Source organism: Planifilum fimeticola (assembly GCF_003001905.1).
GTDB lineage: Bacteria > Bacillota > Bacilli > Thermoactinomycetales > DSM-44946 > Planifilum > Planifilum fimeticola.
In genome coordinates, this window is sequence record NZ_PVNE01000001.1 from 1 (window position 1) to 24,952 (window position 24,952).

Genomic DNA, 24,952 nt, shown 5'->3' on the forward strand with positions numbered 1-24,952 from the left:
TGGGTTCGTCCTGAACATATAAAAACCTTCCTTCGGAATTGTTTTATTCCGAATTCAACAAAAAAGGCTGTTGACCCTTCTTTGTCAACAGCCTCAGGAGGGGAATCGATTCCCCTCCTACGCGGTATCCAGGGCCAAAATTCCCTCAGCCCAAGAGGCGCATGACATGGTCCGCCACATTCTCCGCCGTAAATCCGTATTCCTTCATCACCCGGCCGCCGGGGGCGGAGGCTCCGAAGCGGTCGATGCCGATCACAAGTCCTCCTTCGCCGACATAGCGATCCCAACCCATCGGGTGGGCCGCCTCCACGGCGACGCGAACCTTGACATCCGGCGGGAGCACTTCATTGCGATATGCTTCCTCCTGCCGGTCAAACCGCTCGCGGCAGGGCATGCTGACGACCCGCACCGGAATGCCCCGCTCCGCAAGAAGCTTTTGGGCCTCCAGGGCCAGGCTCACCTCGGAGCCCGTGGCGATCAGGATGGCTTGGGGCTTGCCCTCCGCCGCCTCCGACAGGACATAGCCTCCGCGGCGAAGGCCTTCCTGCGCCTTTTCCGCCGTGCCATCCAGGACGGGCAGCTTTTGCCGGGTGAGCACCAGGGCGACGGGCGCGTTCTTTTCGGAAAGGGCTTCGCGCCAGGCGGCCACCGTTTCGTTGGCGTCGGCGGGACGGAAAACGGTCAAACCCGGGATCAGCCGCAATGAGGGAATCTGCTCCACCGGCTCGTGGGTGGGACCGTCCTCCCCGACGGCGATGCTGTCATGGGTGAACACGTAAATGACGGGCAGACCCATCAGGGCGGCGAGACGGATCGCCGGTCGCAGGTAGTCGGAAAAGACGAGGAAGGTGCCGCCGTAGGGACGGAGACCTCCGTGAAGCATCATGCCGTTCAAGGCCGCACCCATGGCGTGTTCCCGCACGCCGAACCAGACATTCCGCCCTGTGTAATCTTCCGCGTGGAAAATGCCCTCCTCCTTCATCGTGGTATTGTTGGAGGAAGCCAGGTCGGCGGAACCGCCGAAGAGGGTGGGCAGAGTTTTGGCCAGGGCGTTGATGGCCGCGCCGGAAACCTGGCGGGTGGCCAGCGGTTTGTCCTCGGGCGAGTATGCGGGCAGATCGGAATCCCATCCCTCCGGCAGCTCTCCGGCGATCGCCTGCTGCAGCTGCCGGGCCAGGGACGGATGGGCTTCCCGATACCGGTCGTAGAGGGCGTTCCATTCCTCTTCCTTCTTGACCGCTTCCGCCTTCCAGGCGGCGAAGTGTTTGCGGACCTCCTCCGGTACGAAGAAGGGCTCCTCCGAGGGCCAGCCGTAGGCCTTGCGCACCTCGCCCACTTCCTCCTGTCCGAGGGGTTTGCCGTGCACCGTGTTGGTCCCGGCGTACTTGGGGCTGCCGTAACCGATGGTGGTGCGCACTTCGATCAGGGTCGGACGCCCGGTGTCCGCCTTCGCTTCTTCGATGGCCCGGTCGATCGCCTCGAGATCGTTCCCGTCCTCCACCCGCAGCACCTGCCAGCCGTAGGCTTCAAAACGCTTGCGGACATCCTCGGTGAAGGAATGGGCCGTTTCTCCGTCCAGGCTGATATCGTTGGAATCGTACAGGGCGATCAGTTTCCCCAATCGCAGGTGTCCGGCCAGGGAAGCGGCCTCCGCCGCCACCCCCTCCATCAGGTCACCGTCGCTGCAGATGACGTAGGTGTGATGATCCACCACGGGAAAGCCTTCCCGATTGTAGACGGAGGCCAAATGGCGCTCCGCCATCGCCATCCCGACGGCCATGGAGATCCCTTGCCCGAGGGGACCGGTGGTCGCCTCCACCCCCGGGGTGTGACCGTACTCGGGATGCCCCGGCGTGCGGCTCCCCCACTGCCGGAATAGCTTCAGCTCCTCCATCGGAAGATCGTATTCGCACAGGTGGAGAAGGCTGTACAGGAGCGCCGAAGCGTGCCCGGCCGAGAGAACGAACCGATCCCGGTTGAACCAGGCGGGATGATCCGGATTGTGCCGCATGTGCCGGGTCCACAGCACATAAGCCATCGGAGCCGCCCCCATCGGCATCCCGGGATGGCCGGAATTGGCCGCCTCCACCATGTCGATGGACAACATGCGGATGGTGTTGACAGCCAGCTGGTCGACGGATTGGTTGGAAGTCATTTGTCGCTCATCTCCCTTCAGATGCTTAAACCCTTTGTTCGTCCCCGGAGCGAAACCGACCTGCCTGGGATTCATCCTTTCTCGGATCCATCGGGAGTCTTCACGGAAGAAAAGTCCCCCTTTTCGCGCGGAAGACGTTACAATTCTTTTGGTTTGCAGGATCCGGTCATCACATGTTTTTAGTCTATCAAATCGAAGACGCGAAGACCACAATGAAGTCAACAGGCCGGAAAATTTTCAAACAAATCTTAACATCTTCCTTTCCACAATCGAAAACCCTGGGATCAATGGGGTGAAAATCCCCAAGATGCCGCAGAATTTGCGGTTTGCGCTGTACGGATATAAAAAGATCTCGACTTCCCCCTGCTATAATCGGGGAGGAGGATGGAAAAGGATGACTTCCGAGCAAATCCAAACGCCGCAAGACACCCTTGGGCAGGATATGCTCCGGCTCCCGAACGTATTGGAGCACCTGAAACATCGAGCTTCAACGCCGGGAAGAGATCGAAAAAAGGGTCCACGCTCCGATTACGATCCTTGTCGAGTGATCGGCGGATTTTTCGCCCTCGCCCTCCACTCCCTGAAGCGTTGGCATGGGGGAGGAGTCGCGGTTTTCTTCGTATGTACCCTCTTTATGCTGCTTATGACCTCGTACTATTTCGGCAAGTATAATGGCCCAAGGATTACAAATGCGTTTGCCTTCCCATGGAATTACTGGATGAATCCCTCAAGACCGACGAAGGGTATCCCGAATCGGTTTGGAGCCCGAAGATTTCACCGACTGGATGATGCAACAATATGCCGAAAGCACAAACCACAATCGGGAAGTAAACAGGAACCGTTCGAACTGGTATGCAAAAGGGCGATATCTCTTTTGCACATTGGACACAGAAGGCACCTGGGTCAGCCTCTACCTGTCCCTGGCCGATCTGTCGTCCTGAAAGGAGGTGTGATCCTGGGCTAAAAAATGAACCTCCTAAAACGACACACAAGCCCTTGGGGATTCGTCAATACCCGGCGCCAACAACGAAGGCGGGAAAAAGGAAAGAGCCGAGCGGATCACCCGGCTTCAACACACCGCCTCGAACAAAGAAAAAGTAAAGCCCGACATATTTAACCCGACGACCCACGGCAAGGCGACAAACTTCCAATCCCGGGGAGTCGGCAGGGCGAAGTTCCGTCGACTCCATGCAGCAGGGGTCGCCCGGCGAAAAATCGCTCCCCCCCGCAAAGACATTTACACTCAATAATCCACAATCCGCCCAAAGCCCCCCTCCCTCTCCGACCCGGAAGGTCTTGAATCTTCCGCTTTCGGGCCAACTGTCACCATGGGCCGGATCCTCTCCTTGATATGGGGCTTCAAGCCCAGAGCATGGCTGAAATCCTCAAGGGAATCAAAACCTCCCCGTGCATCCCGGAGAGAAACGGCCCGCTTCGCCATGATCAGATTGATGCCGGGTAACGAGGCGATCTGCTCTTCCGAAGCACGATTCAGATCAACGAGGGCGGTTTCGCCCGGTGCATGCCGGTCGGAGAAAGGGGAAGCAGCCCTTTCCGGAGCGGAAGAAGCATCGGATGAAGCAAAAGGCGACGTGGAGGGGACTTTTGAAAGGAGGTTTTCTCCATCCACACCTAAGATTTTTCGTCGCAGAAGCTCTTCCTCCTGTTGGAGGAGTTCCTCTCTCACTTTCATTCGAACGAGATATTCCCGGCGGACGGCAAAACCGTGAATGATGGAAGCAATCCAAGCCCCGATCGCCAAATTTGTCAAATAATTTCCGATCGTCGAGTCCGGGGAAAAGACCATTAACAAAACAAAGGGAATGGAATAAATCACTCCCCACCAGATCCAACGCCGATGCCTCGCCCGGATTCCTATGTAAAAAAATGCCACCCAATAAAAGACAATGGTGAACGTCCATAGGATCCAAAGGGAATTTTTCCAAAACTTTTCTTTTTTATGCATCCCCATCACCTGCTCCCTCGCTCCACTTCCCTTTGATGGCGGTACCAGGCGCTGATTCCAGACGGGCCAATTCCGCAAACCAAGATTCCAACCGCTCTAGATCCACAATTCCATTGACGGCGATCCGTCCGTCCGGTTGGATCCGCACCTCCATCCGGTTGGGCGTATTCTCCAACCGGGCTTCCCAGTAGCGATAGCGGGAAGTGAGAAAATGGACGCGCTGGTTGGAAGAGCCGACCCAGAGTCGGCTCACATCCCGGAGGTCCGCGCGAAAGGGGCCGTCGATCAACACATCGGTCACCGCCAGCAAATCATGCCAATCGGTTCGGGAGGAACGCCGGATCTGTTCCAGCAAGTATCCCGTATAGGTGACAATGGATAACCCCCGGTTACGCAGAATTTTTCCCAGATGTGCCAATCCCTCCGCCTGGGCGAAGGGTTCTCCTCCGGCAAAGGTGACGCCTTCGACCGAAGGACCGTTCAAGATGCGTTCCGCCAAATCCTGAACGTCGATTTCTTCTCCCCCCTCTTCCGGCCACGTGTTCGGAACCGCACACCCCGAACAGCGGATCGGGCACCCCTGGACCCAGACACAGGCCCGTACCCCGGGTCCTTCCGTACGGGTGGCGGGCAAAAAGCGATGGATCCGCAACTTCATTCGAAACTCCCCCCGCCTCCCGACCGATCTCTAAGTTTTTCGGCATGAACTGTCGATTCTTTATTGAGGAGCTGCTCCACTTCCCTTTCGTAATATTCCGCAGTGTAGTCGGAATCGACGGTCTCCGCTTCCAACAGCTCTTCAAGGATCCGGATGTAGTCCGTACACTTTTTCCCTTTAACCCCTTTTACTTCCGCCCGAACCGTTCCATCGGGAAACAATCGGATCTGAACCCGTTTCACCGTGATCCCTCCCGAATGGCCAGGGTCAAAACGATGGAGTGATCTTCCTGCACTTCTTCCGATTCAAAAACAAATCCATATTGCTCGGCCCGGGACACAAGTTTTTTGTACACTTCCTCCTGCAGTACTTTCGTGTATTCCTCATGAATCACTTCGAGAAAAGAGGTCACCGATCTCAATAATTGTCCTTTGGACACTTGAGCCTCAATTTCCCCCTCCCGGTTCTTCACAAACTTTATTTCACCCCCGTCCAGAAACACGCGAATCCCTTTTTCCTCAGCGACGTATTGAGAACCGTATTCGCGCAAAGCCCTTTCCAACAAATCCCATCTCTTCATCCTTGTCTTCAGTGTGATGCCCCGCACCTGCGAACCCAACTCTTCACGCGTCGCAACGGCTCCGGTAACGGCAAGGGCAAGCGGAATCAGCACCAGTGAGACGCCCATGAGCACCATCCTCACTTTTTTAAAAATCCACTTTTCGGCCTCCGCGGACCCTGCGGATGTCATCATCCCCAGGTACGCAGGATCGGTCGGACTGTCTGGTGTAATCGACCATGTGTTCCCGCGCCGTCGCCGCCACTGCCCGTACATTTGCCCAATCGCGGATGGCCCGTATTTGCTCCGCCTGGGTGACGGACAAGGGGACCATGTTCTTGACAGCCTTCTCAAAATCGCTTAACCGGATGCTCCGCTGTTCTGAAAAGGCCTCAAACAGGGCGGCGATGACGACCTGTTCAATCTCCGCTCCCACAAATCCTTCGGTCCAATGGGCCAACGTTTCCAAAATTTCCTCATTCAGCTGAAAATCCCTCATCACCTCCGGATCGCGCAACCGTTTCCGGAGATGGACCCGAAAGATCTCCTTGCGTTCCACCTGTGTGGGAAGGTCAACAAAGAAAATCTCGTCAAACCTCCCTTTGCGGAGAAACTCCGGGGGCAGTTCTTGGATCTGGTTGGCGGTCGCAACCACGAAAACGGGTTTCGTCTTTTCCTGCATCCAAGTCAAAAAGGTCCCGAACACACGGGTGGAGGTTCCACTGTCCCCGCTACTCCCAATGTTGCTGAACCCTTTTTCGATTTCGTCGATCCACAGGATCGAAGGTGCGATCGCCTCGGCTGTGCGAATCGCCTGACGCATATTCTCCTCGCTGCTCCCGACAATCCCACTGAATACTTTCCCGATATCCAGACGAAGCAAAGGCAGCTTCCACATGGCGCTGATCGCTTTGGATATGAGGCTTTTGCCACAACCCGGCACACCGGTGATCAACACGCCTTTGGGGGCGGGAATGCCATATCGTTTCGCCGAATCGAGCCAGGAATTCTTTCGCTTCTCCAGCCAACGCTTCAGGTTTTCCAGTCCTCCGACTTCATCAATTGAAAAGGGGCTTCGGATAAACTCCAGAATGCCTGTTTTCTTGATGATCTGCCGCTTTTCCTCCAGTATCACCTCCACATCATCCGCGCCGACCCTGCCGTCCCTCACCATGGCACGAGCAAAAGCATTTTCTGCTTCCTTTAAGGTCAAGCCCAACGCCGCCTTGACAAGCCGCTCTTCCTCCTCGGGTTTCAAATCAATCGCAATCCGCCCGCTTCGCCTGTTCACTTCGATCATTTCGTGCAACAGGCGAGCGATTTCCTCCTCGGTGGGCAAATCGAACTCAACGATGGTCACATCCTTTTGCAGCTCGACCGGCAAAACACGGGTGGGCGCAGTGATGATCACATTTTTGGGTCGCGGACTTTGCTTCAACCTGACCGCCAAATCGCGCATCTTACGGATAACCGGATAATCGGGTCTCCCAGCCATGCCGCCAAAATAGAAATGAAAATCCTTCAAAATAAAAACCGCAGGCTGATCATATTTGTTGATAAACTCCAAGGCCTTGAGAGGGGATTGCGTTTCCGAAACCATCCGGGAATCGGCACCGACCATCCCGTCGGTCACCGTCCATGTAAAAAGATCCCGCACGGTTCGAATGCGTGACGGATCGCGCACCACTTCCTTGATCACATCAAGCAAACGCTCTTCTTCCCAAGTTGGTATGTACAAATAGGGGAATCGCGCTTTTAAAAATTCGGCCAATTCCACCGGAAACGAACGCAAATCCTTCTCCCCCCTTCAAGAGAAAAAACGAATCCACCCTCAGACGATCATCCCCACCATTATACTAGCACGAAAGAACGAGAAGCCATAGATCGGAATTCGGGGTATACATCAAAGTATTGAAACACGAAGCGATCGGGGACCATGATGAGCGGGCTCGATCCATTTATTCATACTTGACTTGTCTGAAACTAGACATTAAGTCCCTTGCCCGATCAACCATCCACTCATCCTGGCCAAAACGGGGGATCGCTTCGAGCCATGCCCCCAACCGCGGATGGCATAACCTTCGGGAGCGGAATCTTCAATGGGACCGTTTATATCGTCTGACGCGAATTCCAACAAGTCGTGATCAGGTGGAGCCAGCGCTTAATAAAATAAAACGACGCGCCAACCCCTGTTCCTGAAGGCGCGTCTCGCATGTCAATGTCCCGTTTTGCACCGGCAGTAAACCCGACACCCCGCAACACAGCCGCCCCTTCATCCCGTTCACACACGGACCTTTCCGTTCTCCCGGCTTTCCAGGATCAGGGTCACGGGGCCGTCGTTGGTGAAGGAGACCTGCATCATCGCCCCGAAAACGCCGGTTTCCACCCTCACCCCGTGACTCCGAAGCTGCTCGTTGAACCGGTCGTACAGCCCGGATGCGATATCCGGAGCAGCTGCGGCGGTAAAGCTGGGACGTCGCCCTTTCCGGCAGTCCCCGTACAGGGTGAACTGGGACACGGACAATATGCTCCCCCCCACATCGAGGAGGGAACGGTTCATCTTCCCCTGGTCATCCTCGAAGATGCGCAAATTCACCACCTTGTCCGCCAGGTAGCGGAGGTCCTCCTCCCCGTCTCCGTCGGTAAAACCCACAAGCAGCACCAATCCGTGATCGATGGATCCCGTCACCCGGCCGTCCACGGTGACCCGGGCGTTTTTGGCCCGCTGTAAGACGATGCGCAAAGTCTTTTCCCCCTTTTCGACGTTGATGAGGAAGCATAGAAACCGCCAAAAGCGAAAAGAAGCCGGGAAAAAACAGCCGCTTTCGCGGCGTCCCCGCTTCTGGCCCCTTCTCACTGCATAATCCGACGGACGGAGTAGATGTCCCGGACCCGTTTGATGCGCTCCACCACGTACTGGAGATGGTTCAGGTTTCGGATGGAAATGGTCATGTGGATGGAGGCCATGCCCCTGCGGTCCGCTTTGCCCGAAACCGCCGACAGGTTGGTTTTCGTCTCGGAAACCGCCTGAAGCACCTCGTGGAGCAGGCCGCGCCGGTCAAGGCCCGACACCTCGATATCCACGTGGTAGGATTGGTCCGGCGTCCCCTCCCATTCCACGGGGATCATCCGCTCCTTCTCCACCGACTTCAAATTGGGGCAATCCTTTCGGTGGACGGAAACCCCGCGGCCGCGGGTGACAAAACCGGCGATCTCATCCCCGGGGACCGGATTGCAGCACCGGGAGAGTCGGACGAGCAGGTTGTCCACTCCCTTCACCCGCACCCCGTGGGCCGGGCGGCGGCTGGGGCGCGGCAGTTCCTTCACCTCGGGCAGAAGGATGGGCTCTTCCGGTTCGGGCTTGAGCCCCTCGATCAGGCGGTGGACCACCTGGGCGGCGGAGATGCCCCCGTACCCGACGGCGGCGTACATGTCCTCCTCGTCCGGAAAATTAAACTTCCTGGCCACCTCCTCCACCCGCTCGTCGGTGAGCACCTCCGAAGCGTTGAAATCGTGTTTGCGGAGGAGGTTTTCGATCATTTCCCGCCCCTTGGCGACGCTTTCCTCCCGCCGCTGCTTCTTGAACCAGTTGCGGATCTTGTTTCGGGCGTGGGAGGATTTCACCATCTTCAGCCAGTCCTGGCTCGGACCGTAGCTGTGCTTGGAGGTGAGGATCTCGACGATGTCCCCGGTATGCAGCTTGTAATCCAGGGGAACGATTTTTCCGTTCACCTTGGCCCCGATGCATTGGTTGCCCACCTCGGTGTGGATGCGGTAGGCGAAATCCAGGGGAACGGATCCGGCGGGGAGCTCCACCACATCCCCCTTCGGGGTGAAAACGAACACGGAATCGGAAAAGAGATCGATCTTCAGATTCTCCACAAACTCCTGGGCATCCTGGGTCTCCTGCTGCATCTCCAGAATTTCGCGGAACCACTTCAGCTTCTCCTCGAAGGTGCCCGGCTGAACCTGGGTCCCTTCCTTGTAGGCCCAGTGGGCGGCAATCCCGTATTCGGCCGTCTTGTGCATGTCCCAGGTGCGGATCTGCACCTCGATCGGCTCTCCCTTCGGCCCGATCACCGTCGTGTGCAGAGACTGGTACATATTGGGCTTCGGCATGGCGATATAATCTTTGAAGCGGCCGGGCATCGGCTTCCAGATGGTGTGGATGATGCCGAGCACGGCGTAGCAGTCCCGAACGGTGTCGACGATGACGCGGACGGCCAACAGGTCGTAAATTTCGTTGAATTGCTTGTGCTGGGTGACCATTTTGCGGTAGATGCTGTATATGTGTTTCGGACGTCCGGAGATCTCCGCCTTGATTCCCGTTTTCTCCAGGCGTTCCCGCAACACCTGGATGATCTCCTCCAGATACTGCTCCCGTTCGGCCCGCTTTTTCCGCATCAGGTTCACGATCCGATAATACTGCTGGGGATTGAGATAGCGAAGGGCGATATCCTCCAACTCCCACTTGATCGTGGAAATTCCCAGCCGGTGCGCAAGGGGGGCGAAAATCTCCAGGGTCTCGTTGGCGATTCTTCGCTGTTTTTCTTCGGAGAGATACTTCAAGGTCCGCATGTTGTGCAGCCGGTCGGCCAGCTTGATCAGGATCACCCGGATATCCTGGGCCATGGCGACAAACATCTTTCGGTGGTTCTCCGCCTGATGCTCCTCGTTGGACTTGTACTTCATCCGCTTGCCCAACTTGGTGACGCCATCGACCAGCCGGCTGACCGTCTCCCCGAATTCCTCCCGGACGACTTCCAGGGTGACCCCGGTATCCTCCACCACGTCGTGCAGAATCGCCGCCACCAGGGTGGTGGCATCCATCTGCAGATCAGCCAATATGGTCGCCACCGCGACCGGATGATTCACATAGGGTTCCCCCGATTTCCGCTTTTGGCCGGCATGGGCCTTTTCCGCAAAGCGGTAAGCCTTTTCGATTCGCTTTATATCGTCCTCTTTTAAATATGCGGAGCATTTGTCCAGCAGCGCTTCAATCGGCATCGCAAATTCACCTGGAATGGCCAAAAATCGTTTTCCTATTATTATCTCCCAGCGGAAAAGAAAAGTAAAGGATCGCCGTATAAAAGGGAACGGAGGCACGGAAAGGCTGAGGAGGGGGAGCGGATGAAGGGATTGATGGAAGAGCCGGCAGAAAGCAACCCCGTGATCGGAGTGGGGACGAAAGTCATCGTTGATCACCGCAGGCGGCGACGAAAGGATTGTCTTATTATTCCGAAAAATACGGTGCGTCGGAAAGGCGCGCCTCCTTGCGCTCGCAAGGAGACCGGCGTCCCCCGACCGTCTTCGGATGCGAAAATGATGAGTCCGTCGCCGGCTTACGGCAACAACTTTTTCCCCCACGGCCAGTAACCCGCGTAACGGCGGACATACAAACCCGCCGCGGACAGGACAATCGCTGCGACCAGCGACATCCCGTAGGTGCTGACCCCTTCTTCCGCGATGAGCATCAGAACGGGGATTACGATCAGTCCGCCGTAGGAGACCGCTTCATAGGAAATCAACAGTCTCCTCCAAACGCGTGACATGTACTCGCGAAATTGAAAGCGGTCGTCCGGAGAAAACAATTCCCGAAACATCAAAACCAGGATCAATGCGATCCAAAAAAGAATGATAAAGATCGCCATCCAGGCAAACCCCGAAATCAGGCGGGAAAACCAATCTTCCAGCCAGTTCACCGACTTCTACGCTCCTTTTCCCAATATCTCATGCAAAAATTATAGCACGTCGCGGAAAAATGCCAACCTCCAATCACATGGCGCGAAAAAAAAAGCGGCCGCGGAGGGGGATCATCCCCCTCCCCACCGCTTTCTCCACTCTTCCAAGCGCTTCTCCCACTCTTTCTGACGCTTCTTGATCTCCTTCTCCAGCTCTTTCCGCCGCTTCTCCAGCTCCTTTTGCCACTTCTCCCCGATCTCTTCCCGCCTCTTCTCCTCGCGTCTCTCCGTCTCCCTTTTCACCTTGGGCGGCGTCTTCCAGGGAATCATCGAAAGATCGAAGGATTGGACCGGTTCCCCTTTCAGGGAGGCGGCCATCATTTCCCGGAAGATCCGGGCGGCCGTTTGACCGCCGGTAGTGGTCAGATAATGGTTCCCGTCGGTCTTGTCGTAACCGAGCCAGACCGCTCCCACCAACTGGGGAGTATACCCGACGAACCAATTGTCTTTGGCTCCGTCTCCGCCCCCCGGCAGCTGGGTGGTACCCGTCTTGCCGGCGATGGGTCGGCCCGGAATCCGTGCCGCCGTTCCCGTGCCTTCATCCACCACGCCCTTCAACATGTAGGTGATCTTTTGGGCCACTTCCTCGGACGTGACCCGGACGGATTTCTTATACCACTGGGCGACCAGTTCCCCGTCCGGCTTCTCGATGCGCCGAATGGCGTGAGCCTCCACCATCACTCCCCGGTTGGCGAAGGCGGAGTACGCCTGGGCCAATTGCAGGGGAGAGGTGCCCCCGTTCAATCCGCCCAGCGCCAACCCCAATTGGCGCTCCTTTTCGTCCAGGGGGATGCCGAACCGCCGGACGGTCTCCATCCCCCGGTCCACACCGATTTGATCGAGCAACCACACCGCGGGAACGTTGAGGGAATCCACCACCGCTTCATACATCGTCACTTCGCCCCGGTACCGGCCGTCATGGTTTTTCGGCCGGTAGTCCCCGAAGTTCGTCGGTTTGTCCAGCAGCCTGGAATCCAGGTCATATCCCGACTCCAGGGCCGGCGTGTAGACGGCCAAAGGCTTCATGGTGGATCCGGGCTGGCGCTTCAGCTGGGAAGCCCGGTTGAAGCCGCGAAAGGTGTGCTTCCCGCGGCCGCCGACCAGGGCCCGAATCCCCCCGGTGGAAGGATCGATGAGAACGGCGCCGCTCTGGACGATCTGATCCTTCCCGTCGGCGGGAAAGAGGTCATCGTTTTTGTAGACGGACTCCACCGCCTCCTGCATTTTGGGATCCAGCTCGGTGTGAATCTGGAGGCCGCCGTTCAAGACCTCGTTCGCCGTCAGGCCGTAACGGGAAACGGCTTCCTCCAGGATGTAATCGACGTAGTGGGGAAAGCGCCTGGCATCGTTGTCCAGCCGTTTGCCCTCAAGGACGATTTCCTGCCCCATCGCCGCCTTTTTCTCTTTTTCCGTGATGAATCCCAGTTCCACCATGCGGTCGAGAACCAGATCCCGCCGCTTCATCGTCTTTTGAAAATCCTTGAAGGGATTGAGGACGGACGGTGCCTTGATCATGCCGGCCAACAGGGCGGACTCTCCCAGGGTGAGTCGGTCCACCTCCTTGCCGAAATAAATTTCCGCCGCCCGTTTGATCCCCCAGGCCCCCTCGCCGAAATAGATGTTGTTCAAGTACATCTCCATGATTTCGTTTTTGGAATATTCCCGCTCGATCTTCTTGGCGAGGAGCATCTCTTTGATCTTTCGCTTATAAGTCCGGTCGTGGGTCAAAAAGACGTTTTTGGCCAGCTGCTGGGTGATCGTGCTGCCCCCCTGGACCGTTTTCCCTGCGGACAGATTATGGATCAGTGCGCGAAGGGTACCGACATAGTCGATGCCCGAATGGTGGTAAAAGCGTTGATCTTCCATCGCCACCACCGCCTGGACCAGGTGGGTGGGAACGCGTTTGATGCCCACCGCCTCCTTTTTGGAGGTGGAGATTTCGCTGGCCACACGCCCCTCCCGGTCGTAGATGACTGTGGGGTGGGGGGACGCATCCTTCAGGGCGCTGATGTCGCTCATGGATATGGCGACGTTGACGACGATGAGAAAAAGGGCGGCCGTCACCGCCAAAGCGACGATCACCGGCTTTCTCCAGCGCCGCGTTTTCTTGGCGCGCCGCCTCTTGGGGGACTTGGTCTTTTTTCTGTCGGTCTCCATGGATCTCTCCCTCCATACGGACGCTCCTCCGGATTCAGCCTGCGCAAGCCGGTCCTATTCCCGCCCGGCCTCGCAGACAAAGCGGTAGGCGCAATAGGTGCACCGTTTCCCGGGACGGGGTGTATATTCCGCCGAGGTCCTGCCCCGCTTCAACTTCTCGGCGGCGGATTCCAGCATGAAATCCGCTTCGGCGAGCCATGCGTTGTCCACCTCGAAGGAAACCTCCACACCGGGGTGAAGAAAGAAAAGCGTCGCCCTGTCGGGGACGATCCCCCACTCCCGGCGGGCCGCCAGGGCATAGAACCGGAGCTGGGGCTGGTATTCCTCCGCCGCCTCCATCGCTTCTTGCGGAGTGACATCGTTAGTCTTGAAGTCGATCAACTCCCATTCCCCCCGCTCGTTCCATTGGAGCCGATCGATGATCCCTTCCATCTCCAGGCCGCCGGCTCGGACGAAAAAGGGAACTTCCCTCATCACCTTCCGGCAATGCTGCGCCTCCCGGTGAATCCTTCCCGACAGGAACCGCCGGATGAGGGGACCGATTTTCTCCCACGCCCGGTGAAGGAGGGCAGGGGAAAGATTCATCTCCGCAGCCGCCCTCCGGAACAAACCGGATAGCTTCTCTTCCGACAGGGGGCCGTCGGGCAGGAGCTCGAGCATCCGGTGGACGAGATTTCCCCTGAGAATCGGGGAAAGCGCATGCCCGCCTCCGTCCTCTTCCGCCTCATCCGCCCATTTCAAGCGTTCCTCCGCCTCCTCCGGCGAAGCCATCCCGATCACATACTGGTAGAAATACTTGCGGGGGCAATTCATCAGCACCATCATCTGGGTGACGCTCACCCGCACCCGATCCCGCTCCGTCAGACCCCGGGGATGCATCCCTTTCCAGTCCTCATCGGTGAGAACCTCCGGCTGCCCCCTCTCCATCTCCTCGAGAAACCGGTCCAGAGCGGACTTTTGCATTTTTTCCCCCGACGCCCTCTCCTCCTCCCCGGACCACACGCGGATGGTCAGGTCGCCTTCCCCGAAGGGCAGGGACCAATGCCCCGCCTCCCAGTCGATCCGGTCGTAGTCCAAAACGGCATCCAACCACCGGCTCCAGGAACCGGAAGAGAGGATTTCTCCCCCTTTCTTCGCCTCCTTGTGCTCTTCCGGCTCGCCGCTCAGGATCAGCCGCTTCTCCGCGCGGGTGACGGCGACGTAGAAAAGGCGGACCGATTCCTCCCGCTCCAGGCGCCGCTCCTTCTCCTTCACTCTCAACCAGCGCTCCGTGTCCATCGGTTCCCCCGACGGATCGTAAAGGCGAACGACCAGACCCGATTCCTCATCGACGCCCATCCCGTCCGGTCCTCGCGGAGAGCGGCGGGCCAGGTCGGGAATGATGACCACGGGAAACTCCAATCCCTTGGATTGGTGGATGGTCATCAGCTTGACGCTGTCCGTCGCCTCCGACTCCACGGATGCCTCCGTTTCCGGCGTCTGCTGGTCGATCAAGAGCTCCATCTCCTCCAGGAAGAGGTCCGGGGAATAGGCGCTGTCTCCCTTCCGGTAACGGGCCAAGCGAACCAGCTTCTCCAGATTGGCCCGGGCCTGTTTTCCCTGCGGGGTGGCCCAAAGGACCAGATCATATCCGCTCTCCTTCAACAGCTCCTCAATCAGATCGGCCACGGGTACGCGCCCCATGAGACGGCCGGCGCGCTCCGCCAGCCGTCGGAAGCCGGAGAGCTTCTCCCGCTCTTCAGCGGAGATCTCCTCCACCTCCGCCCAGGATTCCGGCCGTCCCAACGCTCCCGCCTCCTTGAGCCACAGGAGGGTTTCGTCGCTCACGGCGCAAAAGGGGGAGCGCAACACTCCCGTCAGGGCCAGGGTGTCCTCCGGATCCGTCAGCCACCGGAGCAGATTCAGCACATCCGCGATCTCCTGCCGATCGTAAAACCCCCGTCCCTTCACCACGTGAAAGGGGATGCCCCGGCGGACCAGTTCCTCCTCATATCGCTTGACCTCCGTCATCGCCCGGAACAGGACCGCGATATCGCCGGGACGCCATCCCTCGGCGATGAGTCCCTCGATCCGGCGGGCGATCAGTCGGGCCTCCGCCTCACGGGCGCTTCTCCCGTCCCGCTCCTCCCTGTTCGGCACGGCCAGATATTCCACGCAGGGACCTTTTCCCCCGGCCGGTCCGCGGGCTTCCGCCTCCTGATAGCAATTGGGCTCGCCCGGGCCGGAAGACATGAGCCGGGAGAAAAAACCGTTGGTAAAGCCAACGAGACGGGGATCGGAACGGAAGTTGGCCTTCAATGCCACTTCCCGTCCCCCTTCGGCCAGCAGCTCTTCCCGGGTTTTGCTGAAGACCGACACGTCCGCCCCGCGAAACCGGTAAATCGACTGTTTGGGATCCCCCACCACGAACAGCTTGCCCGGAGCGGGGCTTCCGTCCGGATGGCGGCGGAGTAAATCGATCAGCCGCTTCTGCAGCCCGTTTGTGTCCTGGTACTCATCCACCATCAGGAAGCGGATCCGCCGCCGGAGCCGGCGCCGGACATCCTCCCTCCCCTCCAACAGGCGGCACGCCCGCAGCTGAAGATCTTCGAAATCGAGGGCATTCCGATCCCGCTTCGCCGCGGCATACCGTTCTTCGATCCCTTCCAGAAGGGGGAGGAGGAAATCCAGGGTCTTTCGCTCGGCGGGAAGGTGAAGCTGCCCCCGGAGGGCTTCCGCCAAATTCTCACCGGCTTCCTTCATCCGATCCCGATGAAGGAGCAAATCCTCTTTCTTTCCCCAATTGCCTTTCAGCAGCTCCAGCGCCCGTTCCACCGGAGGGAGCAGGTTCCCCGGATCGCTCTCCCGGGTGAAAAGCTCCCGGAGGCGGGGCCATTCCTCCTGAAGGGCCTTCAGCTTTTTGCCTCCCCGCATCTCCATCAGGGCGTCGCCCGCCCCGAGAAATTGGATCCGGGTTTCCTCCCGAACCTGCTTCAAACGGGATGCCGATCGGCGCAGGTCCCGTCGGGTGATCTCCCCCAACTCCTCCGCGGTCCAGCCGTATCCGGCCATCTTCCTCATCACGCCGCCCAGGGCTTCGATTCCCCGGGAAATGCCGATGCCCGCCAGCCAATCGAGGAGAGGGGAATCGCCGGACGTCCCGGCCCGGGCAAGCAGCTCCTCCTGCACCGCATCCCGGAGCAACAGGCGGGCCTCCACTTCATCCAGCACGACAAACTGCGGATCGACGCCCGCCTCCACGGGAAAATCCCGGAGCAGGCGGGCGCAGAAGGCATGGATCGTCATGATGCTGGCCCGCTCCGACTCCACCATCAGGCGGTACCAGCGATCCGCCTCTTCCCGCCTCCCCGAGCGCCCGGCCTCTTCCAGCCGTTCGGCCAGACGGCGGCGGATTCGCCCTTTCATCTCCGTCGCCGCCTTTTCGGTGAAGGTGATGGCCACAATGCTCTCCAGGATCTCCGGGTCATCCCCGTAAAGGGAAAGAATATGCAAAAACCGCTCCACCAGAACCCGGGTCTTTCCGGAGCCCGCCCCGGCCGAGACGATGCAGTCCGCATCCAGGGCATGGGCCGCTTCCCGCTGCTCCGGCGTGAGGGAGATTCCCTGGTTCATCCGCCACCCTCCTTTTTGTCCGTCCTTTGATCCTCCGAGAAATCACCCGTCGGCGCTTCCCCTTCCGTTTTCCTCCTTTTGGGCCGACCGCCGGGGATCAAAGCGGCAAATGGTCCGATGGGGACAGTGTACCGGGCATTCCACCGCCGGTTGGACGGCAAAGTTTCCCTGAAGGGACAGGCGGAGGCCTGCGGACAGACGCTCCCCGATCGCATCCAGGGTCTCGGTCCAGGCCTCCTCGTCCAACGCGGAGCGAACCGAATCTAGAATTCCCGCCCGCTTTGCCTGGGACTTGCGCCACAAGCCCTGATTGCGGTTTTCCGTGGGCCGCTTGCCGGGGCTGCCCGGAACATAATAGGCCGCCCCGACGGCTTTCTCCGCAGGAAATCCGAACCCCTTCTGCAGGGCCCAGAGGTACAGGGGAAGCTGCAGGTGGATCCCCGCATGGACCTCCTCCGTCCGGGGCGCCGTTCCCGATTTGTAGTCGTAAACGACATAGTAACCCTCGTCATCCACATCGACCCGGTCCACCTTTCCCCGAAGCCGGAGGCAAACGCCGCCGTCGAGGGAAATCTCCACGGGCTCCGTCCGCGATTCGGGATCCGACTCGCCCCGCTGAAGGAGGCCGGGATCGAGGGGCATTCCGAAGGAAAGCTCCAGATAGCGGGGAAGCAGCGTCCCCTTCCCCTCGGTGCGTCCTCGCCAGTAAAACTCGTGTTCCAGGATGGTCCGGAGCTGCCGTTTCAGACGGATCTTCTCCACCCGCAAGTGAAGGGGATGCCGCTCCGCCGGCAAGGAGTCGACGGCCTCACGAAACACCGCATCGGTAACGGATTCCAAGCGCCGCAGGGCCGTCTCCGCCTCCTCGGGAGACGGCGCCCGATCGCGATAGCCGTCCCAGAAACGGCACAAAATCCTGTGCAACAGCTCGCCCCGCTCCAAAGGGGTCAACCCGTCTTCCGGTTTTTCCCTTTCGCCGAGCCCCAACAGGCGACCGGCGAAGAAGTGAAAACGGCACAGGGAGAGTTCGTTCAATTGGGACGCACTCCACACCCGCTCGCCCAGTTGGCGGCGGAGCCGATCCCGAAGGCGGCCGTCCCCGAGCACCCCGTCATAGGCGGTAAACCCTTTTCCCCATCGGATCCGCTCCGCCCGGATGCGTCCCACCCGGGGACGCAGAGCGCCGTCTGCGGTCACGCAGCGTTGGAGCAAGCGACGGGCTTTCTCCCCGTCTTCCCGGTCTCCCTCCTCTGCAGGGGACATGCGGCTGAGCAGATCGACGGCCCGCTCCATTCCCAGGCGGAGGGAGAAACATTCCGTCCAATCATCGGGCAACAGGGAGGAGGCGTCCATCTCCCTCCACCGGATGCTCTTCCGCGTGAACACCCGGAGGAGCTCCTCCACATAAGGGGATGGAAGCCGTTCCCTCCCCTCCCCGTCCCCTTTCGTCCAGGAAAGCACCAGCAGCTCCTCGGCCGCCGCCGTGCACAGGAAAAAGGAGGTGAGCTGCCGCTTCCGCCGCTCGTCGGTGGTGGGAAGGAGCACCGCCTCATCCCGCAGCCGGTTCACTTCTTCATCGGAAAGAAGCCAATCTTCCCGGATGGGCCGGGGCCATACCCCCTCCGTGCAGCCGAGGAGAAAGACCGCCCGGTAGCGATCCCCCCGCACCTGGTTGGGTTCCAGGACCTGGAGGCCGCCCCTCACTCCCGGCCTGCTGCGAACAGGCTTCCGCTCGGCCGCCGCCGTCAGCGCGGCGACAAAGGAGGGAAGATCGCTCCTTTGCCGGCCGGCGCCGATCCGGCCGTACAGGGCTTCCCATTCCTGCGCGATCGAATCCAGCTGGCGAAAAGCGTGGAGATCCTCGGCCAAAAGCGGCAGCAATTCAGGATCCCCCTCCAGTTCCGATCCCTTCGCCGCCGGCTCGATCCGGCGAATCCATTCCCGGAACCAGGCAATCCGCTCCGCCCAAGGGACGTCGAGGGGGATGGCTTCCACCCATTCAAGCAGCTCGAGCATGGGCGAAGGCGACTCTTTGTCCTCTCCCGCCATTTGCTCCAGCCGCTTTCGAAGGCCCGAGGCCCCATCCTGCATCCCCAACCGCCGGAGCCGCGCCGCCCACTCCCCGCGGGAACGGCGATCCCCCCAGGGAATGTAAGGGCTGCGCAACAGATGGAGGATCATTCCTTTTCTCCCCATCCGGACCAAAAGGGCCGCCCGGATCGTGCGAAACAGGGGATGATCCGACAGGGGACGCGTTCGGCTCCGGGAGCAGGGCAAGCCCGCCTCATCCAACGCCCGGAACAGCTCCGGCAGGTACATTTCCGGATCGGCCGAGACGATCGCCGCCTCCGACAGCGATCCCCCCGATTCCTCCAGCCACCGCTTGATGCGGGCGACGACCGCTTCCACCTCCCGTCGGATACCCGGGGCGGCGATCACCTCCACGGTCCCGTCGGCGTCCGCCGTCTCCGGATCCCGCGAAAAAGCGCAGCCGGTCAGATGGCAAAGGGGCGCGGCTTTTTTGTCCCAGGGATCGGGCCCTTCGATCTCCGCGGGCCGGACCGCAAACCCGCGCCGGGACAGCCGTTCCACCGTCCGCCGGGTTTCCCCGAACAGACGTTCCCGGGACGCATCCCACACCAGGTGCAACTCCGTCGGCACATCCGCCGTCACCAACTGGATGAGCAGTTGCTCCTGCAGGGGCGACAGATCGTAGAAGTGCTCGGCGACCACCCGCTCCGGCAGCTGCACCCTCCTCCGGGCGATCTCGCCCATCAGCCGGAAGTAGGGCTCTTCGTGATCCATCAGCCCGCATTGCTCCAACAATTCGTGATACGCCTCATAGATCCGGGCCAATTCCTCCCATTTCGCGCCTCGGTTCCGCCAAAGGGCGGTCAATCGTTCCGGCCGGATTCCGCCCCGCTTCATCATCCCGATCCAGGTCTCCACCTTTTGCAGCCAGCCCTCTTGGTTGACCATCTCCTGAAAATAGGAAAATCCGCCCCGATCCGCCGCCCGGAGCACCGCCTGCTGGACGATCAGTTCCTGCTCGGCCGGGGACATGCGGTGAAGGGGCTCTTCCGCCAGACAGTGCATGACGAACTGGTCAAAGGTAAAAATCCGGACCCGGTGGGCCAGCCGGGAAAATCCGCCCAGCCGCCAGCGCATCTCCGACGCCACCCGGGAAGAGGGTACGAGATAAACCATCTCCTCCTCTCCGCCAGGCAGTCCGAAAGGCCAACCCATGCCCCACGAGAGGCGGGATACGGGATACAAATGGATCACTCCGGGCAAAGCACTCCCTCCTTCAGCCGGACAGGATGGCATGATTTTCCGTCATACCCGCATGAGAAAGGGGACAAGATGCAATTATCAGCAAAAACCGAGCCACTCTCTCGCCATCTATGTACCCCAAAAGTGTAGCGAAAAACGCCGCAACACGCTTCCCCCGGAGCGGCAACAGCCCGCCCGGCAAATCCGAAAATCCGGATCTTTATGGAACGTACGTTCAGTATACATCATTTTCTCCGGATTTTGTTTCGCAGAGGGAAAACCGCCGAAGGGCAGCGTCAGGGAGGTGGGATCGATGGGCAAAGATGCGCATCCCGATGAATTGAACGACGGCCTGCTGGCCGACTATCCGTCCGGATGCGATCCGGCCACACGCGTCACCGCCGGCATCCAGGAAACCTGGGAGATTCACCCTTCCGAAGAGGAACAAGCGGAAAAGGAGAAAAAGCCGAAGAAGCCCGATGAATCTCCACGGCGATGAAAAACCCGGCAAGAATGCGCCGGGTTTTGTTGTGAACGCCCCAAACGGATGCGCATTTGAAAGAAAAATCGACGGATTTTGTTTGATCGAAAACTGAAACTGCCTTATCATCGAAATTGGATGAAATATCGATTGGAAACGAGGTGGAAGGATGAAAAGAATTTCCTTTATTTTTATTTTGGCTTCCGTGTTGTTCCTGTCCGCCTGCGGCGGGGGAAGCGGCGCGGACGACCGGCTGTTCCTCACCATCGCCACCGGGGGACAATCCGGGGTTTATTATCCCCTGGGCGCCAGCCTGGGCAAGCTGTACGAAACCGAATTGGGAGCCAAATCCTCCGTGCAGGCCACGGGTGCCTCCGTGGAAAACATCAACCTGCTGGATCAAAAGCGCGCGGAACTGGCGATCATCATGGGGGATGCCGCCTCCCAGGCCTATGAGGGAACCGGCCCCTTCGACAAAAAGGTCCAATCCTTCGCCACCGTCGCCTCCCTGTATCCCAACTATGTTCAGGTGATCACGACGAAGGATTCGGGGATCGAAACCATCGAGGATCTGAAGGGAAAGCGGGTCGGCGTCGGGGCCCCCAACAGCGGAGTTGAATTGAATGCCCGGGCGATCCTGGAAGCCTACGGCATGTCCTACGATGACTTCGAAGAAGATTTCCTCTCCTACAGCGAAGCGATCGACGGCATCAAAAACGGAACGGTGGATGCCGCCTTTGTCACCTCCGGCATTCCCAACCCGGCGGTGACCGATCTGTCCACCACCCACGAGGTGAAGGTGATCCCCATCGAAGGGGAGGGGATGAAAAAGCTGAAGGAGCTCTATCCGTACTACGCCGAAAACACCATCCCCAAGGGCACGTACGGAAACAAGGAGGATGTTCCCACCGCCTCCATCATGAACCTGCTGGTGGTCCGGCGGGATATGGATGAGGAGACGGTATACCGGTTGACCAAGACGATGTTTGAAAACCTGGAAAAGATCCAGAGCTCGCACAATGCCGCCAAAGCGATCAAACTGGAGACGGCGAAGGACTCCGTTCCCGTCCCCTTCCATCCCGGGGCTGAAAAATATCTCAAAGAAGCGGGAGTGGAATAATTCCGTCGGTGGTAAAAGCCCTCCGGAGGCGAAGGTTCGCCGGTCTCCTGGTGGCCTCGATCCTGTCCATTCTCGTAGTTGTGTGGCTTTTCCTTCCCGTCAGATTCCTGGAAATCGTCGATGAACAAAGCGGCCGGCGATACGGCCTCTTCCGGGTGGAGGAGGATGCGCGGATCCGCCTGTCGTGGATTCATTCCGTCGAACGCACGCCCTGGGTGGAGCAGTACCGGATCAGGGGAACGAAGCTGATCCTGACGGAGGTGCGCGTGAAGTCCTTCGGGGCGGGAGTCGACGTGGAAGCTCCGGAATCGAAGGTGGAAGGAGGATGGGTGGTGATGCGCAAGATGGATCGGGAATTTGACGCCCTCCATTTCATCTATTCCCGCCGTGCAGGCCATCGGCTGCACCTCGGAAACCGGGACCTCGATCTGAAATCCCGCGTTCCGCACCACGCCTCCGTCGAGGTGCGCATCCGGAAGAGCCCCCGAATTTCGGCCATCATCGAGTGAGGTGAATTCTTTGAGCCAGGAACAAACGCAAAGCGGCAGCAGGGAGTTGCTTGAAAAATATGACAAGGAAATGCGGTTCCGGATCCTGAAATCCCGGTGGCAGGCGGTCCTCGTCACCCTTTTGGCGGCGGGCCTTTCCCTGTACCAGCTGTACACCTCCGCCTTTCCCCTGTTCAACACCCATCCCCATCGGGCCATCCACTTGGGCGTCATCCTGGCGCTGGTTTTTCTCCTGTATCCCTTGGGCCGGAAAAGCCCGAGGGACCGAATCGCCTGGTATGATGCGATTCTCGCCCTGATGGGATTGGCCACGGCCGTCTACGTTGTGGCGGACTTCGCGGGCATCGTCCAGCGGGGAACCACCCTGTACAATACGACGGACCTGATCTTTTCCATCGCCACTGTCCTTCTCGTCCTGGAGGCGGGCCGCCGGGTTATCGGATGGGGACTTCCGGTCCTGGCTCTTCTCTTCATGTTGTACGCCGTATACGGAAGGGAATTTCCCCTGGACGCCTTTGCCCACCGCGGATACACCTGGGAAGATACCCTGGCTTACATGTTCATGGGGCTGGAAGGCATCTACGGAACGGCGATCGGCGTCTCCGCCAGCTACATCTTCCTGTTTATCCTGTTCGGAGCTGTCCTCTCCAAGTCGGGAATGGGCCAGTTCTTCAACGACCTGGCCCTGGCCCTCGCCGGATCCTCCAAGGGAGGACCGGCCAAGGTGGCGGTTCTGTCCAGCGCCTTTCTGGGCTCCATCAACGGTTCGGCGGTCGCCAACGTGGTGACCACGGGAGCCTTTACAATCCCCCTGATGAAGAAAATCGGCTACCAGCGAAACTTCGCCGGCGCAGTGGAAGCCAGCGCCTCCGTCGGCGGCCAGGTACTTCCGCCCGTCATGGGGGCCGCCGCCTTCATCATGGCGGAAACCCTGGGAATCCCCTATTCCACCATCGCCCTGGCCGCGTTGCTGCCGGCCCTGCTGTATTATGTAAGCGTGCTCACCCAGGTCCATCTCCGGGCCGACCGCCTGGGGCTGAAGGGCATCCCCCGCTCGGAAATCCCGCGGGTGAGGGATGTGCTGAAGGAGCGGGGACACCTGGTCATCCCCCTCCTGTTTCTCATCTACATGCTGTTCTTCACCAACGTCACCATCCTGTACACCGCCTTCTGGACCATCCTGGTGACCCTTGCCGTCGCCTCCCTGCGCAAAACGACCCGGATGAGCCTCCGGGACCTGATCGACGCCCTGGAAGAGGGGGCGCGCTCGGCGATCGGGGTAGCCATGGCATGCGCCGTGGTGGGCATCATCGTCGGGGTCGCCGCCCTGACCGGGTTCGGATTGAACCTGGCCCAGGGGATTATCGATTTTGGAAACGGCAACCTGTTCTTCACCCTGCTCTTCGCCATGGCGGCGTCCATCCTGCTGGGAATGGGCGTCCCCTCCATCCCGGCCTATGTCATCACGGTCACCATGGCGGCGCCGGCGCTGGTGGAACTGGGCGTTCAACCCCTGGTCGCCCACATGTTCGTCTTCTACTTCGGCATCTTCGCCAACCTGACGCCGCCGGTCGCCCTGGCCGCCTTCGCCGCGGCGGGCATCTCCGGCGGGAGCCCGATGCGAACCGGATGGGCCGCCGTCAAGCTGTCCGCCGCGGGATTCATCGTCCCGTACATGTTCGTCTACTCCGACCAACTGCTGCTGGTCAACGCCGGATGGGCTGAGGGACTCGGCCTGGCCGTCACCGCCGCCGCGGGGGTGTTGATGCTGGGGGCGGCCGTGGAAGGGTATCTGCTTTCACCCCTTTCTCCCCTGCTGCGCCTTGTTTTGGGAGCGAGCTCCCTGCTTCTGATCGATCCCGGTCTGATCACGGATCTCGCCGGGGCCGCCGTGGGCGCTTTGGTTTTCCTCCGGCAATGGTGGCGCAAGCGAAACCAAACGGACGGAATCTCTTTATCCGCTGAACCCTCTTTCTTTTTCCAAAAAACTCATCCCCATCGACGCACCGGATTTGCAAGGAGGGGAACGCGAGGAAGATGAACTTTCAGGAAGTATGCGGGAAATTGGAAAAATGGGCGGGAAAGCCTCTGGAGCCCATCATTCTGGACGAAGCGGAGATTTTCTGTTTCTTCCTAAAAGGACCTTACCGGCATCGATTCACCCCGGGGGATACCGGTGCGCGGAAGGTCCAGCTGGATTGGGACCGCGCCGAAGCCTTCGTGGAGCAGGTGAAAAATCAGGCGGAACCTGATGTCCACATCTTTTATATGGAGGGATTCGAATCGGGGGTGGAAGTGGCCGTCGGTCAATCGGACTCCAAATACGACATCCTCTGCTGGGCGAAGACGGACGGTTCCAATTATGATATCTATACGTATGATCTGATCTGCGAGTTGAAAAAGATCGAAGAAAAATACGGGGAGTTGGAATTCCTTCAGGCCACCTACGACTCGCTGGAACTGGGGCTGTCCCGGCTGCCAGAGGACTACTCCGAATTCATCTACGACCTGTGCGGCTTCTGTCCGGATCTGCGCGCGCAGATGTTTCACGAGGAGGAGGACTTGATCGAATACATCCGGGAAAACCATTCCGTGCCCCTCTGGTGGGACTAGGACGTGTCCCGTTTTCCGTCAAACCGCCGGTTTCTCACAACCGGCGGTTTTTTGTACCCGCCCGATCCCGAATCCCTCCATACATTGCCTTCTTTTTGAAAGACCGCC

At 59.3% G+C, this 24,952-nt stretch carries 17 protein-coding genes; 5 read left to right on the forward strand and 12 right to left on the reverse strand.

What is annotated here, in order from left to right; all coding sequences use genetic code 11:
- Positions 1 to 145: 145 nt before the first annotated feature.
- The 12 genes from tkt to CLV97_RS00065 form a co-directional block, all read right to left on the reverse strand.
- Positions 146 to 2,155 carry a transketolase gene (gene tkt / locus CLV97_RS00005; protein WP_106343726.1) on the reverse strand — a complete coding sequence of 670 codons (2,010 nt, stop codon included), beginning with the start codon at positions 2,153 to 2,155 and terminating at the stop codon, positions 146 to 148.
- Between the two features lie 1,243 nt (positions 2,156 to 3,398).
- A complete protein-coding gene (locus tag CLV97_RS18880) occupies positions 3,399 to 4,127 on the reverse strand; it encodes a ComEA family DNA-binding protein (RefSeq protein WP_106343476.1) in 729 nt (242 codons plus the stop codon).
- Positions 4,114 to 4,779, reverse strand: coding sequence for a 4Fe-4S single cluster domain-containing protein (locus CLV97_RS00020; RefSeq protein ID WP_106343477.1), 666 nt, complete (start codon positions 4,777 to 4,779; stop codon positions 4,114 to 4,116). Before CLV97_RS00020 ends, CLV97_RS18880 begins: the two co-directional genes overlap by 14 nt.
- Positions 4,776 to 5,021, reverse strand: a complete 246-nt coding sequence (locus tag CLV97_RS00025) for a DUF2997 domain-containing protein (protein ID WP_245891295.1) — start codon at positions 5,019 to 5,021, stop codon at positions 4,776 to 4,778. The genes CLV97_RS00020 and CLV97_RS00025 overlap by 4 nt, the downstream gene beginning before the upstream one ends.
- Positions 5,018 to 5,467 carry a hypothetical protein gene (locus CLV97_RS00030; protein WP_146130367.1) on the reverse strand — a complete coding sequence of 150 codons (450 nt, stop codon included), beginning with the start codon at positions 5,465 to 5,467 and terminating at the stop codon, positions 5,018 to 5,020. The genes CLV97_RS00025 and CLV97_RS00030 overlap by 4 nt, the downstream gene beginning before the upstream one ends.
- A 19-nt stretch (positions 5,468 to 5,486) precedes the next feature.
- The gene (locus CLV97_RS00035; protein ID WP_106343480.1) at positions 5,487 to 7,130 is read right to left on the reverse strand and encodes an AAA family ATPase; all 1,644 of its coding nucleotides are present in this window, start codon (positions 7,128 to 7,130) and stop codon (positions 5,487 to 5,489) included.
- 489 nt (positions 7,131 to 7,619) lie between these two features.
- Positions 7,620 to 8,081, reverse strand: a complete 462-nt coding sequence (dtd, locus tag CLV97_RS00040) for a D-aminoacyl-tRNA deacylase (protein WP_106343727.1) — start codon at positions 8,079 to 8,081, stop codon at positions 7,620 to 7,622.
- Between the two features lie 110 nt (positions 8,082 to 8,191).
- On the reverse strand, positions 8,192 to 10,345 hold the full coding sequence (locus CLV97_RS00045) for a RelA/SpoT family protein (protein WP_106343481.1): 2,154 nt from the start codon (positions 10,343 to 10,345) through the stop codon (positions 8,192 to 8,194).
- A 335-nt stretch (positions 10,346 to 10,680) separates the two neighbouring features.
- Entirely contained in the window at positions 10,681 to 11,040 is a 360-nt protein-coding gene (locus CLV97_RS00050) for a hypothetical protein (protein WP_106343482.1), read from the reverse strand.
- Between the two features lie 111 nt (positions 11,041 to 11,151).
- Positions 11,152 to 13,236: a transglycosylase domain-containing protein gene (locus CLV97_RS00055; RefSeq protein ID WP_106343483.1), complete on the reverse strand. Its 2,085-nt coding sequence runs from the start codon at positions 13,234 to 13,236 to the stop codon at positions 11,152 to 11,154.
- A 54-nt stretch (positions 13,237 to 13,290) separates the two neighbouring features.
- Positions 13,291 to 16,848, reverse strand: a complete 3,558-nt coding sequence (locus CLV97_RS00060) for a UvrD-helicase domain-containing protein (RefSeq protein WP_106343484.1) — start codon at positions 16,846 to 16,848, stop codon at positions 13,291 to 13,293.
- A gap of 42 nt (positions 16,849 to 16,890) precedes the next feature.
- Positions 16,891 to 20,133, reverse strand: coding sequence for a PD-(D/E)XK nuclease family protein (locus CLV97_RS00065; RefSeq protein ID WP_245891312.1), 3,243 nt, complete (start codon positions 20,131 to 20,133; stop codon positions 16,891 to 16,893).
- A 301-nt stretch (positions 20,134 to 20,434) separates the two neighbouring features.
- On the opposite strand from CLV97_RS00065, the gene CLV97_RS00070 reads away from it, so the two are divergent.
- From CLV97_RS00070 to CLV97_RS00090, 5 genes are all read left to right on the forward strand, one after another.
- The gene (locus tag CLV97_RS00070) at positions 20,435 to 20,620 is read left to right on the forward strand and encodes a hypothetical protein (protein ID WP_106343486.1); all 186 of its coding nucleotides are present in this window, start codon (positions 20,435 to 20,437) and stop codon (positions 20,618 to 20,620) included.
- A 151-nt stretch (positions 20,621 to 20,771) separates the two neighbouring features.
- Entirely contained in the window at positions 20,772 to 21,722 is a 951-nt protein-coding gene (locus tag CLV97_RS00075) for a TAXI family TRAP transporter solute-binding subunit (protein WP_106343487.1), read from the forward strand.
- 8 nt (positions 21,723 to 21,730) lie between these two features.
- Positions 21,731 to 22,231, forward strand: a complete 501-nt coding sequence (locus CLV97_RS00080) for a DUF1850 domain-containing protein (RefSeq protein ID WP_170070292.1) — start codon at positions 21,731 to 21,733, stop codon at positions 22,229 to 22,231.
- Position 22,232: 1 nt separating this feature from the next.
- On the forward strand, positions 22,233 to 24,272 hold the full coding sequence (locus tag CLV97_RS00085; RefSeq protein WP_342749755.1) for a TRAP transporter permease: 2,040 nt from the start codon (positions 22,233 to 22,235) through the stop codon (positions 24,270 to 24,272).
- Positions 24,269 to 24,844: a DUF4253 domain-containing protein gene (locus CLV97_RS00090; RefSeq protein ID WP_106343489.1), complete on the forward strand. Its 576-nt coding sequence runs from the start codon at positions 24,269 to 24,271 to the stop codon at positions 24,842 to 24,844. The genes CLV97_RS00085 and CLV97_RS00090 overlap by 4 nt, the downstream gene beginning before the upstream one ends.
- The last annotated feature ends 108 nt before the right edge of the window (positions 24,845 to 24,952 follow it).